The 13,263-nt window shown below is 52.5% G+C and carries 12 protein-coding genes and 1 pseudogene; 1 reads left to right on the top strand and 12 read right to left on the bottom strand.

What is annotated here, in order from left to right; genetic code table 11:
* Positions 1 to 71: 71 nt before the first annotated feature.
* From MEB48_RS01245 to MEB48_RS01215, 8 genes and pseudogenes are all read right to left on the bottom strand, one after another.
* Positions 72 to 1,415, bottom strand: coding sequence for a 2-hydroxycarboxylate transporter family protein (locus tag MEB48_RS01245; RefSeq protein ID WP_237881102.1), 1,344 nt, complete (start codon positions 1,413 to 1,415; stop codon positions 72 to 74).
* 14 nt (positions 1,416 to 1,429) lie between these two features.
* A pseudogene (locus MEB48_RS01240) lies at positions 1,430 to 1,686 on the bottom strand (oxidoreductase); the annotation flags it as partial.
* A gap of 70 nt (positions 1,687 to 1,756) precedes the next feature.
* Positions 1,757 to 2,089: a carboxymuconolactone decarboxylase family protein gene (locus MEB48_RS01235; protein ID WP_237881100.1), complete on the bottom strand. Its 333-nt coding sequence runs from the start codon at positions 2,087 to 2,089 to the stop codon at positions 1,757 to 1,759.
* A 198-nt stretch (positions 2,090 to 2,287) separates the two neighbouring features.
* Positions 2,288 to 2,467, bottom strand: a complete 180-nt coding sequence (locus MEB48_RS29300; RefSeq protein WP_442969043.1) for a DUF7693 family protein — start codon at positions 2,465 to 2,467, stop codon at positions 2,288 to 2,290.
* A gap of 22 nt (positions 2,468 to 2,489) precedes the next feature.
* Complete coding sequence (locus tag MEB48_RS01230) at positions 2,490 to 3,092, bottom strand: hypothetical protein (protein ID WP_237881098.1); 603 nt, start codon at positions 3,090 to 3,092, stop codon at positions 2,490 to 2,492.
* A gap of 378 nt (positions 3,093 to 3,470) precedes the next feature.
* Positions 3,471 to 3,956 (bottom strand): hypothetical protein, encoded by a 486-nt coding sequence (locus MEB48_RS01225; RefSeq protein ID WP_237881096.1) that lies wholly within the window; start codon positions 3,954 to 3,956, stop codon positions 3,471 to 3,473.
* An 84-nt stretch (positions 3,957 to 4,040) separates the two neighbouring features.
* The gene (locus MEB48_RS01220) at positions 4,041 to 4,835 is read right to left on the bottom strand and encodes an NYN domain-containing protein (RefSeq protein WP_237881094.1); all 795 of its coding nucleotides are present in this window, start codon (positions 4,833 to 4,835) and stop codon (positions 4,041 to 4,043) included.
* Positions 4,836 to 5,049: 214 nt separating this feature from the next.
* Positions 5,050 to 6,399, bottom strand: a complete 1,350-nt coding sequence (locus MEB48_RS01215; protein ID WP_237881092.1) for a hypothetical protein — start codon at positions 6,397 to 6,399, stop codon at positions 5,050 to 5,052.
* A gap of 503 nt (positions 6,400 to 6,902) precedes the next feature.
* Here MEB48_RS01215 and rmuC point away from each other — a divergent pair.
* Positions 6,903 to 9,017, top strand: coding sequence for a DNA recombination protein RmuC (gene rmuC, locus MEB48_RS01210; RefSeq protein ID WP_237881090.1), 2,115 nt, complete (start codon positions 6,903 to 6,905; stop codon positions 9,015 to 9,017).
* Between the two features lie 154 nt (positions 9,018 to 9,171).
* Here rmuC and MEB48_RS01205 read toward each other — a convergent pair whose 3' ends face one another.
* From MEB48_RS01205 to MEB48_RS01190, 4 genes are read right to left on the bottom strand one after another with little or no spacing between them, the layout of a single operon-like run.
* Positions 9,172 to 9,381 carry a hypothetical protein gene (locus MEB48_RS01205; protein WP_237881088.1) on the bottom strand — a complete coding sequence of 70 codons (210 nt, stop codon included), beginning with the start codon at positions 9,379 to 9,381 and terminating at the stop codon, positions 9,172 to 9,174.
* Between the two features lie 41 nt (positions 9,382 to 9,422).
* Complete coding sequence (locus tag MEB48_RS01200) at positions 9,423 to 10,328, bottom strand: plasmid partitioning protein RepB C-terminal domain-containing protein (protein ID WP_237881086.1); 906 nt, start codon at positions 10,326 to 10,328, stop codon at positions 9,423 to 9,425.
* Positions 10,325 to 11,236 carry a ParB/RepB/Spo0J family partition protein gene (locus MEB48_RS01195; RefSeq protein ID WP_224790381.1) on the bottom strand — a complete coding sequence of 304 codons (912 nt, stop codon included), beginning with the start codon at positions 11,234 to 11,236 and terminating at the stop codon, positions 10,325 to 10,327. The genes MEB48_RS01200 and MEB48_RS01195 overlap by 4 nt, the downstream gene beginning before the upstream one ends.
* A complete protein-coding gene (locus MEB48_RS01190; RefSeq protein WP_237881314.1) occupies positions 11,233 to 12,726 on the bottom strand; it encodes a recombinase family protein in 1,494 nt (497 codons plus the stop codon). The genes MEB48_RS01195 and MEB48_RS01190 overlap by 4 nt, the downstream gene beginning before the upstream one ends.
* Positions 12,727 to 13,263: the final 537 nt, after the last annotated feature.

Here is a 13,263-nt window from a genome sequence, read left to right as displayed (position 1 = left end):
ATGGTGTTCGCTAGAAAGTGAAAACCATTGGGTTTATTGAGGGGTTGATGATGAGTGTCCTGCACTCGGCATCAAGCAAAAATACGCAAAAGAATACTAGCAAGGATCACCGTCGAAGCGCCGCCGAGGCGGGTGGAGATCTGAGCGAATGGCATCAGCGACATACGATTGGAGGCTGAGAGGATCGCAACATCCCCGGTACCGCCAAGGCCGCTGTGGCAGCAGGTCACGATGGCTGATTCGATGGGGTACATTTTCATCTGGTTGCCAATGAAAAAACCTGCGATGGCCATTGAGGCAACGACGGATACGCAGACTAGGACATAACTAATAGAGAAGACTTTTACGACGCTATCTAGAGGGACATACAGCATGCCCAAGCCGATCATTACCGGCCAAATGAAGGCGGAAGAAATCAGCTTGTAGAAAGCGTTTGTGCCTTTCTCCAGGTTTTCCGGCAGAACGCGAACGTACTTAAAAAGTACAGCGGCCAAGATCATCAGGACAGGGCCAGGAATACCCAAGACTTTCTCAAGCAGACCGCCAAGGACGAAGAATGCACAGATGACCAGAATGCCTGCACCTATCACTCTGAAATCGATAGTTGAGCCGTTATCTTCCTTGGCTTGGAATTTATCATTCTCGTCTTTGGCACGGATCAATGAACCCTCGCCATTGAGATGCGGGCGTTTTAGCGCCAGCCGGGCCAGGTAGCCGGCACAGATAATCGCCGCGATATTGCCGACTACAGCGGCAGGCACCAATTTAGCAACGTAGATATCCGGCGTACCGCCGAGAATAGCTGAGTAAGCAAGCGATAAAGGCAGGATTCCCTCACCAATGCCCCCGCCAATAATTGGAACAATGATAAAGAAGAAGGTGTGGTAGAAACTATAGCCGACGAGTTTTCCCACAATGAGTCCGCTTGCCACGGCAGCTAGGGTTCCGACGAGAAGAGGTATGAACATCCTCATCATGCCCTGAATCAAAATAAATCGGCTCATCCCGAGAATACTGCCGACTACCAGGCTGGCAATCACGAAGTACAAAAAGTTGGCTTCTTTCATCAGCATTTTTGTAGCGTCAATCGTGGCCGGCCCGAAGAAGCCGTAGAACACCAAAATCGATGGCAGCATCAAGCACAGAATGGCTCCTCCTCCGATTTCCTTCAGAATCGGAAGACGCGAACCCAGTTGGCCGAAGAACATGCCCATCGTCATGATGACGGCGAGGCCACCGATCATGTTATTAGGCAAAAAACCCAAGTGTGCCGAGAGATATACGATTACGGCGATGCCGAGAAAAATCGGGAGTGGGATTACCCCTATTTCGTAACCGCACAGGCTACGCAGTTGACGCAACCCGCCATCACGGGGAGCATCGATTTTCAGGGACTGCTCATAAGACTTGTTCATGTCGCTATTCCTCATACAGCATCACTGACTTGGCGCCAGCCTCAACATGTTCCGCAGTGTAAATACCCGGGGCATACAAATAGCCACGGCCCTCCTCGGAGATTGTCAGTCCTTCTGTGGTCAGACCGGCAGACGCTCGCTGCGCGTAGTAGAGAGCGATAAGTTCATTTGAATTGTTTTCCAGCGTTCGAGTGCGAGTCATGTGGGCTAAAACGACACGGTTGGCTAATAGCGTTCCGCACAGATCGTAGGGCGTGAAAAGCTCATTCATGAAAAGTCTCGCAGTTTATTGGCTGGGCGGAAGGCAGCAATTAGTTCTGATATTCCCGCAGTGCCTTGTATTAAGGTTTGTCGAACGCATCCAAAACGTGAGTGCTGTAAACCAATGCAGCACCGGCGTTCATGTTGATTGCTACACCCAATGCTTCAGCAACCTCTTCAGTAGTTACACCAAGTTTTTTGGCCTCAGCAGCGTGGAAAGCGATGCAGCCATCACAGCGGGTGGTCACCGCTACGGCGAGCGAAATCAGTTCACGAGTTTTAGCGTCGAGGTGGTTTGTTTTTGCGCCGGCGCTCCCCAGAGAAGCCATACCTTTCATGGTCTCTGGGGACAGGCCATTCAGCTGCACTAGGCGGGTGCTGATGTCTTTACGAGCTTGCTTCCAATCTTGCACGGGATATTCACCTGGGCGGGGCGCCCTGTAGGTTTACGGGAAAATGTGAATCCGAGCAGAATCTACCATCTAGTTGGTAGGTTTGCAAGAGTGTGAGATAGCAGGCTTCATCGTATGTGAGTGAAGGCGTTGCGAAGGGGGAAATGGGCGTGACAATTCAGTCGTGGTAGGAGAATTTGGTGGGATCGTGTCATTGGGCTATTGATGGTCGCACAGAGTCAGAGCGCATTCAGCAGGCCGCTCAAGTCGCTCACATTCCCATCCACTCAATAGGTTGACTGGATCCGTGCCGTAGCGTTGCCAGTCTTCAACAGTCCCGACGCGACGACCTGGCGCTCTACAATCCTCGCAGTAATCCAAGGTACTGCTGTCATTCATCCCTAATCTGATAGGGATATAACTAGAGCTGACCCCAGTACGCAGAAACATAGGCCATCTCGGCATTAATCATTGAGAGCAGTTTGGGATCGGCATGACCTGGGCCAGAGAAGAGGCGGCTGTTCTTTACGTCCAAAATCGACATGCTGCATCCGTCTGGGGCATCTTGCCTGAGAGAGTGCTCCATTAGCGCGAGTACGACATCCATCCTTAGTTTTTGAAGTTTCTCGTCTTTCAGGTAAAGCTTGACGAGGTGAGGCCGACCGTCAATTAGAAGCCCAAGCTCAGGTTTCACTGTGACGTCCACGTCCATGAAATGGTAGTTAGCAGAGTAGGGGGCGTGCCATCCAAGCAGTTTGCGCCCCCACCATTTTTCGTAGCCTCTGATTGCACGTGGGTAGTGGGTTAGCTTCTTTTGGTCGGTCAGGTTCGCCAAGATGGCTTTGAGCTCGCTTTTTTCTGCGCCTTGCTCGTGAATCGTTATGATCCCTTCCCGAAGCGGTTTGTAGAAGTCGGTGACGGGCGTGTAGGGCAGCCTGTTTTTTATTTCAGCGACCTTGTTGGCTTTTGGTGCTCCTGCTCTGGAAACTACATCTACAACATCCCCCAGTGTCATTCGTGGCATAGCGCTCTCCTAGCGAGACTTTCCTGAAGCTGTGGCGGGTACAGGAGCCGCCCGTAATCAGGCGCCCAATGCTAAAGATAGCTCGTTTATTAGAGGGAGTAGTAACTTGGTGGCCTGGGTGCCGACAAGACCGAGACTCTATTCGGTGTATCACATGCTGATCGAAACTTTCTGGCGAGTGATCACCAGGAGGCTAGAGGTCTGCATGCGACCTTATCGGTCGACTGGAGAGGGGAGTGCTCGCTTAAGCTTTGTCACGCGTGTCACCCAGCGACAGCACCTGACGTTGATCGTTGTTATCGCTCCTTCGGGCAAGACCCGGCTCGACGTAATGCTTTCAGAAGTTCGGAGCACTGTCTTGAGTCCGCATCCCCCCAACTAATAACGAGACTGCGACAGCAGCCAGGCGTCCACCTTTTCTTGCTTACTCAGCATACAAAGCTTTGGCCTCCCAACCTCTAGGAGGTCGAGCAACCGTTGCCTGTCCATCTCTGCGGGAAACCACTCGTTGACCTCGACATTGCAGTACTGGGACTCGCTTAGTGCCCATCTGATTATCATGTCCGCTGCGGCTCGGTAGTGATCTGCCATGAACAGAGGCCGCTCTTCTGAAGCCCATCCGTGCCGAGCGAGCAGGTCAGTGCCATCGAAGATCCCCGTTGCACCAAAAAAACCTGTGGTATCCGGGTAATGGATACCTGCCAACGAGACCTTGGCAATGCCTGACTCTCGATCAAAGTACGACAGGAACTGCCATCCACCCGTAGTGCCTCCAGTGGCTGGAAAATTGATTGCGGCTTTCCCGGTGATGTAGTGCTCACGAGAGACACGCTTGAGGTCAAGGTCGAACAAGGGTTGGCTCATTGGATCAACTTAGCACGGCGGGCCAGAGTGACCGTGAAGCTTGCCGGTCACGGGACAGTTGGCGTCCACCAGGAGGTATGTCTGTCATTTGCTTGGCTGCTTGTGACGAGCGTACATCACTGCCGTGCCACCTGATGCGCCTCTGGCCTGCAACTCAAACGACTGCGGGTAGCCTTTGATGAGGTCGCTCAGTTTTTTGTAGCCATGAGTGCGTGGGTCAAAATCCGGACGTAGTTTCGTAATGTTCGCGCCCAGCGCGCCTAAATGTGCCCAGCCATCCTCGTCAGCAATGTCGTCCATGATCTTGGCGATAAAGCCCACCGGTGCTTTAGGCTTTTTGGAAGGCTCAGCAACTGCTGGTTTGGCCACATCAGGGGGCGCAACGGAAGCCGTACTAGGCTCACCATTGGTAGGCGCAACGACATCTTCACGGAGTAACTCGATGTAAATGAATTTGTCGCATGCGGCCACGAACGGCTTGGGTGTCTTCTCTTCGCCGAATCCGTAAACGGTCAAACCCTCTTCACGTAATCGAGAAGCTAATCGAGTGAAATCGCTGTCGCTCGATACCAAGCAAAATCCGTCAAAGCGGCGGGTGTATAGCAAGTCCATGGCATCGATGATAAGCGAGCTATCGGTGGCATTTTTGCCTTTGGTGTAGGCGAATTGCTGGATGGGTTGAATCGAGTGATCGAGCAGGACTTTCTTCCAGCCGCCGAGATGGGGGCCAGTCCAGTCGCCGTAGATGCGCTTGACGCTGGCGACGCCGTACTTAGCAATTTCTTCAAACAGGCCTTCGACGATTGCTGCTGGGGCATTGTCGGCGTCGATCAACACTGCGAGGCGCTTCTGAGCGTTATTAGAGGTATACGTGGCCATGGTTCATCCTTGAGTGAAAGCGTAACCATACCTGTAAACGAGGGGCTAATCTTGGCTTCGGTCGCTCGTATCCCCACCCACTAAGGGCCCGGATTAGCGTCGTAGCTGCCAGATTTAAAGTGTTCCAACTCGTCCCTCGGGTGACCTGTAATCCTCGCAGTAATCCAAGCTGTCGCAAGTCATTGAAAGGCGTAAGCATCTACAGCTCTTAACCTTACTTCCAGTCCAAGCCATTTACCACGAACTCCATCGTGCGATTGCCTTCCTGGTAAAACTGAGCCTCGATATAGATCTTGTCGACCTTACGCAGTTCGCTGACGAAGCTGTTGTAGCCGTTGATGAAAATGTAGGTGCTGTCGTTGTCGCTCGGCTCTCCTGCCGAAAATTGCTTAGGCTTTCCGTTCCCGAAGCGCACCGACACACTGCATCCGTTGTATGAGTTGCAGAGAAACTGGCCTTTTTGGATCCGCAGAATCACGTCTTGGCCCCAGCGCGGGTGCTTGCGCAATTTAAGTATGGCTTGTTGCGCTCCGCCGTAAGGGAAGTCGAACGACAATCTGTTGGTCGACCCAATGAAGGCTGTCGTGACCGGCTTCTGGCTCATTGAATCCTGCGTGGTCTCATAATCCCAAGCTTCTCCGGCTATCCTGCGCTGCTGAAACTCACTGGCCTTCTTGATCTCATGAGAGGCCGCCGCGAGTTTGTCTGTGTACTCCTTGTTGCCTGGGTAGAGCGCCAGCAGGGCCTTGTAGGTCGTCTCCTGGCCGGCGTAGTCGTCCTTGCCCAGTTGCGCGAGCTTGGCCTTTAGAGAGGCGGTCTGCTCGTCTCTTGCGATGTCCTTAACCTTTGCATCGACTTTAGCGAACATGGCGTCCACGTCGGTATCACCCAGGCCCTTGTACTTTTGCAGCAGATTCCTGGCTTCAATGATCTTCTTTGCATCCAGCAACTGCTGAAACTGGGTAGTGATGGCTGGCTTGTTTGCAACCAAATAGTCCGTATCCGTTTTCTTCTGCTCGACCTTCTTTTGAGCCGCTGCCAACTCCGCCGCCGTATTTTGCACAGTGATTTCATTTCTCATGTGATTGGAGAACAGGAGCATCCCTGCGACTCCGAGCACAACGGCGCTGATCACGCGAACAGAGGGCTGGAGATCAAACTGAAACTTCGCCATGAGCATGTTGCATAGCGGTGGCAGCAACAAAACGGTCGCGATTAGTAGTGGGATGGCAGCCACCGGAGCCTGGAAGATAACCGTCAGCGTCCAGGTAGCGAAAAGCAGACCGAAGATCCAGTAGAGTAATGTGCCAATGAACGACTTGGCCTTATCAGCCAATGGCACAGGTTTAGGGCCAGTCGGCCGCACCGGAACATCGACCTTCGCCAGGCCTTCAACCCAGGAAATCGGCTTACCATCCTGGGCATCCGTCTCGTCGATATCGAAAACCATTGGGGCCGGTACTATCAACGGCGATGCGCAATGTGGACATTTGCCTTGCTTACCGGCCATCTCTTTAGAGACCTGAATCGGATTGCTGCACTCATCGCATTTGAAATTGATCATGGTCATCCTTGAGTGGTACTAAACCCAACAGTTCAGGTTAGGTGACGGCCATAAGCCGGTCAATTCTCACTTCGAGTCGAGCCATCGCCAATTTGATAGGCGAGCTCCGCACAGAGATGGTCGCGACGAAAGTCTCGTTTGCTTAATTGGCTCAGAGAGCCGTCACCAAACGTTCAAATTGGTCACCTTCCTCTGGATCAGTGCAGTAGGGCTGTCAGACTTCAAGTTTTCCAACTCGCCCTCTCGGGTGACGGGTAATCCTCGCAGTAATCCAAGCTGTCGCAATCATTGAAAAGCGCGAGCATCCTGCCATTGATTTCAACCAGCATGAGACCGTTATAGGTACGTTTCAGGACTTATTGCAAGCGCTCATCATTCGCGTATCAAGCGCGACATCCTTCAGCATCTTGTAGAAGACATTTTTATCCTTGGGGTCAGCTACGCTAAAGACCTGAGAGCTCATTCGCCTTAAATAATTACAACTTGGACGTAGGAGAATGGATATGGAAAATTTGGTGATTCTCATCGTATTACCGTTGGTGGCCTTCATTGTTGCCTTCATCGTGGCTTGGGTGATCGCCAGTTGGCGTGCCCAGCGCAACAACCAGCAGTTACAGACTGATCTGGATGTGACACAGGCCGATCTGAGGCGTGTTCAGGCAGAGTTGTCGGAACATCAGGCCACACTTGGCAGCCTGTCTGGAGAGAAAGCAGCACTGGATATTGCTTACGGACGGTTGGAAACCGAACGGGATAGCGGCAAGGCCCGAATCGAGCGCCTTGAGGGTGATTTGGTCACCCAGCAAGCTGAGATAGATCGCTTGCGACAATCCGAACAAGTGGCCAGAGAGACGAGCTCGAAAGCACAAGAGGCGGCCGACAAGCTGCAAGACCAGTTAGCCAGTAACAATACTGCCTTCAAAGAGCGCCTCGAAGAGAAGGATCAACGCATTTTAGATCTGGATAGAAAGCAGGTCGCCGCAGAGCTGCAACAAACCAACACGGCGAAGCTGCTGTCCGAAAGTCGCGAGGCACTCAAACAAGCCCAGACCCAGCTCGAAGAGAAACAGGTAGTTCAAGAGCGTTTTGAACGTGATTGGGGTACCCAGAAAGCCGAACTCGAGACCCTGCGTAAAACAGAAAAGCAGGCACGTGAGGTCGGAGCTACGGCACAGGAATCGGCGAACAAGTTGAAAGAGCAACTTGTCATTAACGGCACGACCTCCAAGGAGCGTATCGAAGAGAAAGATCAGCGCATCGTGCAGTTGGATGAAAAACTGGCGACCGCCGACGTAGCGCAAAAGCACACGGCTGCTCAACTGGCTGAGATTCGCGAGACGCTGAAGAAAGCGCAGACGCAACTGGAAGAAAAGCAGGAAGCACTCACCAACTACAAAACGTGGTGGGAGCAGTGCAAGATCGAATTGAAGACCACACAGGACAGATATGCGGAGCTGGACAACACCCATGGCCAGCTTAAAACCTCCTTGGCCGAAAAGCAGCAGCACTTTGACGCGCAGTTGAAGCTGCTGCAGGAGAATCGCGAGGAATTGACCAAAGAGTTTGAACGACTCGCCAATGAGGTACTGGAGCGCAAAGGCAAAGCGTTTAAAGAGCTGAACCAGGAGAGCATCACCAACCTGCTCAATCCCCTCCATACTGAAATGAAAGGCTTTAAGGCGAAGGTGGAGGATATTCATGCTAAAGATGCGGAGCAGCGCATCGAGCTCAGAACCGAGCTGAAGAACCTACAAACGCTCAACAAGGAAATCACCGATCAGGCCGACAAGCTGACTACCGCCCTGCAAGGCCAGAAGAAGGTGCAGGGTAACTGGGGTGAGCTGATGCTGGAGAACGTACTGGACAATTCAGGCCTTCGACTCGGTATCGACTACAAACGGGAAGTCAGCTTCACCACTGAAGAGGGCCGGCAACGTCCCGATGCGATCGTCTATTTGCCACAAAAACAGCATCTGATCATTGATGCCAAGACGTCGTTAATGTCCTACACCCAGTATGTAAACGCCGATAACGACTTGGAACGCGGTCAAGCGTTGGCAGCCCATACCAAGGCGGTGAGTGACCGGGTCAATGAGTTAGCCGATCGAGATTATTTCAAGCTGCCTGGCCTGAACTCACCTGAGGTAGTGATTATGTTTATCCCTATCGAATCCGCCTACGTCGAAGCCCTTAAGTACGACGAAACCCTGTTTCAGCGGGCTATCGAGCGTAACGTGCTGGTCGCCACGCCCACCACCCTGTTGACCAGTCTTAACATCGTCCGCCAGCTGTGGCGGTTCGAAGATCAGAACAAGCACACCGCCGAGCTGGCCAACCGAGCAGAGAAGTTTTACAACAAGCTCAATGGCTTCCTGACCAGCATGCAGGGCGTAGGCAACCAGTTGAACAGAGCTCGTGAAAGTTACGACAAGGCCTTCGGTCAGTTGTACATCGGAAAAGGGAATCTGATCAAACAAGCCGCCGAGTTTAAAGATCTGGGTGTGTCTGTCCAGAAAGAGCTGCCAGTCGATCTGGTCGAACGTGCAAATTTAGAGCTAAGCAGCGCTGTCGCAGAACTCGCAGAGATTGAAGCTACAGTATTGATAGCCTCATCATGACTCCATCCGCCCCGGGGCGGCAACCGACTAGATCGCCTTGCGCCCCCAATCTTCGACATTGCTGCTATCGAACACTAGCGATGAAGCGCAGGATTTACCGCTCTATGACCCCGGCTGCTCGAGCTCGCACTACCAAAAGCAGTTTGCAGGGCCTTTACTCCGGCGCCATAAACACAGCAAGCGTCATGTTGATGAACTCTTCATTTGTTCTGATCGTGTCCAACGCACCACGCACGTTGCCTCCAACCTCACCTGATCCACGCTGCTCGACCCAGAGTGTCAGTTCCATGATGGCAGCCTCCAGGGCTTGTTGGTTTTCGTTGATCTTGAATAGCAGGGAAGGGAGCAGATCAGAGTTTGGCATCGCGATTCCTCCATGAAAGAGGACAGCGTAGCAGGTGGGTGCTATTCCCGTTCCAGCTGCCTGGCATCTGAGGTCACCGCCTCCATGATAGAAACCAACTCCTCAAGTAATTCTGCATAGTAGCGAGTGAGATAGCCGGCAATGGCCTCGTTGCGAAGGAGTCGCACGAGATAACCTTTGGCCACAACCAAGACCAGCATCGTCTCGCCTAGCGTGTCTTCAACTTGCTTGTAGTCATGCTGCAGGTTCTCCATCTCTCGTTCCATACGGGCAATGTCGACGGCACTGACGTCACTCGGCTTTTTCTTAATCTCCACCAGCATCTCCGGTCGCGACGCGGCCAAAACCATTCGTGCATAATTTCTCGTAAAGCAGTTGGCTGAAATCATCATTTCAACCGTTTCTATTTGTCGGATGGGCTTCATCAGTCGAAGGGCACGGAACACGTCCTGCGATACCATGCGAACCTTCAGCATCTCCGCAACCTCAGGCGCTATGCCTTTCAGCAGATTCTCTCTTTCGTGAACTCTATCCACATTGATCCCAAGCACCGCCGCAATGCGAGAGGCTTCAATGCCTTTTTTCAGAGCGGAAATGATCATTTTGTGTTCTTGGATGGGTGTTAGTCGGTTGATTTGCCGGTTGTAGGTAAAGCCCTCATCGTCGGTGGATATCAGGCATAGCGCCTCGGTTGCCCCCAATGCCTTGAGTGCTTCTAAACGAAAATGCCCATCCAAAAGCATGAAGGAAGTCACTCCATCGGCGACGATAGGCTTGGGGTGAACCACCAACGGCTCAACAACGCCGAGCTCTTTTATTGAGCTCAAAATGCTGGCGTACTTTTTACTTCCGGGGATCAGTTGTTCGACCTTACGTGAGGGTAGGATTCGCTCGAGGGGAATCGCAATGACACGCTGCTCGAATGCCTGCTTGACCTCTGTAGTCACGGCGTCTCTCCCAATATCCGGTCAGCCAATGGTTTGGGCATGTCCGGAATTTCTTCGTTACGAAGCAACGTTCTGAAATAGTCATCGGTTAGCAGTTTGCGCATCGCGGTGACGATGATCAGCAACCGTTGTTCGTTGATGTCCGACTTTTTGATCATGACCTTCTGGCGTCGAACCTCAACTTGATAGGCGTGTAGAAGCTTCTGAGGTGTCGGCTTCTCGGTACGAGGTGCTTGCTGGCCATAGCGCTTGCCGAAAGTTTTTCGTTTATCAACGAGGCGGCGTACCCTCATCAGTTGTTCGCCTTTCAGCACGCCGCTTTCGTAGGCCTCCAGCATGGCCTGCTGTAGATCAACATCCTTAGAGCGAGCGATTTCCGTCGCCAATTTTATCGATAACCAGCCTTTCTCCACCGCCGCGATCAGGCGCTCTTCTCCCTGACGCAAAAGCACAAGGATTCCGTGTATATAGCCTGCATCCAGGCAGGTTTTCTCGGCGATCTGCTGGCAGGTATATCCACGATCTGAAAGGATTTGGATTGACGTCAAAAGATCACGGTTCGAATGTTTTCGGCGCGCTAGATTTTCAACCAAACCGATCAGGTATCGATCCGCTTCGCTTGCACTGACCACGATGCAGGGAATTTTTTTCTCCCCCAACGCTTGCAATGCTTCGAAGCGACCTTGGCCACAAACAATTTCGTAGGACTCGGTGCCGCCAGTCGCGGGAGCGACAGTGATGGGGCGTTTGAGACCTAACGCCGATATGTTCTCCACCAGCCTGGCAAAGACCTGCTTGTTACGCGCTCGTGGATTGAGCACCCGAATATCTTCAATTGGAATGAGCCGAATTGTCGTCTCTTCCGCGACATGCATCAGAGCTCTATGATGGGTCTCGATAGCTGTCATGCGACCCTCCTAAAATCACTGCGGCGTGACAGATCAGAAAGAATCTCCAAGGTGTCGAACCGGTAAATCTCGAGGTTGGCCTGGTTACTTTCTGCTAGTCGCAGCTTTGATTGTTCAATGTCGATGGTGGGCAGGATGTAGTAGTCCAGTGCAGCTTCTTCTTGCTCCTTCATGCGAACCGCAACAGTTAGATCCGGGCTCAAGCCATAATCGAAACGGATGTTCCATCGCTTGTTACCCGTGGGGGACACCTGACAACGGCTCAGTACAAGAGAGATCGTCACTTCCTGGTTTACCAGCATGAGATCAGTGCGCGGGTCTACCGAGACCTTTCCGCCTACCTCCTCAATCATCTGAGTCGTTTGCTGAAGGAGCAACGGATGCATTTGCCGTAAGCGTTTATTGGCCTCGATGTACTGGTAGTCACGTGCGGGGGAGTACCCGATTAGGGAGTAACAGCGAAGCAAGCTCCCGAAGCGGTGCTGATAAGCGCTACTTGAGGGACACCCCTCAGACTCGTCAATCACAAGTCCCGATAAATATCCTCGGCGTTTATAGATCGCCTTCAGTACCTGGAGCATTTCCTCGTCAGGCATGCGGTAGGAACGCGTTTCTATGATCGACTGAGCAGCTTTGAATAGGAGCACGCTGACGATTGGAAGGAAGGCTCCATCCGCTCGAATCCATTCTTCAGGTGGGTTCTGAGTATGCGTTTGCTTCAATTTGAAAGAGGTGTGGTTCCAGACGTTGTTGCCAATGTATTTTTCGTTGATCAGCACTTGGTGCACGGTACCCCGAGACCACGCACTCGAGCGGTCATTCAGTACGCCTTGAGCATTCAACCAATCAGCAATTTCTCGCTCGCTTCGACCTTCCTCAACAAAAAGCCGATAGATGTGCCGAACCATCTCGATCTCATGTTTCGGGCCTGGCACTAAAATTACCCGGTCTGTTTGAATGCTTTTATGCTCGCCAAGGCTCAGTTCATTTTTGGGCGTACCGTTGCCATCGACTAGCTGACGTCTAAGCCCAAACCCTGCCGGGCCACCTTGGCGATACCCCAACTCGATAAGTCGGGACTGCCCTGCAAAAACTTTCACAGAGAGTTCACGGCTGTACTCTCCAGCCATCATCCGCTTAACACTTTTAACTATGTTGGAGACCGGTGATCCGTCGTTGGTGAATTGCTCCGCACAGTATTGAACGGACACACCCGCCTGCCGGCAGCGAACCTCATAGCTCGCACTGACGTCTGGATCCTGGAAGCGACCCCAGCGGCTTACGTCGTAAACCAGGATTGTCGAGTAGTCGGCTAGCCCTTTCTCTACATCGAAGAAAAGTTGTTTGAGAGCGTCACGACCTTCCAGGCGCAGGCCACTTTTACCTGCGTCGGTGTAAACCTTGGTGATGTCTAGGGCGTGGGTCGCGGCATAAAGGCGGATCGTATCGAGTTGGTTTTCTGTCGAATATTGCTGATGCTCGGTGGACATCCGCACATAAGCCGCCGCCATGGCTGCGCTTGAGCCATTGTTATAGGTGCTCGCGCCAATGAGAGTTTGCATCGGCAAGTCCTCAATCTGATCGGGCAGCCGCCGAAGGCGATAGCCGGAAGCCGTGATCAGTTACTTCGTTTTTTTTAAAGTGGTTCTAAAGAAGGTAGAAGACCGGGGAGGGAAAAAAGTTCACGAAAACGGGCAATTCTTTTCTGGCTCAAAAACAGTACGCGGTCGGAATCGCCAAAGCTCTGCATATGGAGCTTGGAGCCACGCATCAGGCGACCAAAACCTTGATGCGTTGGACTAATGCGAATGAAAGGACGGTGAAGAACTGGCTGGCAGGAAGCAGCGGGCCGAGGGGTGAGCATTTGGTGGCGTTGGTCAAACATTCTGACCTGGCCCTTGCTGCGTTCCTTGGCATGGCAGAGAGGCCGCATGCCTTAACCGCATCGGAGCTTCCGTTACTCCGACAGAAGCTTCAGTCGGTGATCGAGGGAATTGACTCTTATCTTTGTATCGGAGACACGTAGG

It is taken from the genome of Pseudomonas sp. PGPR40 (assembly GCF_022014505.1).
Lineage (GTDB): Bacteria > Pseudomonadota > Gammaproteobacteria > Pseudomonadales > Pseudomonadaceae > Aquipseudomonas.
This window is presented reverse-complemented; position numbering and strand designations above follow the sequence as displayed.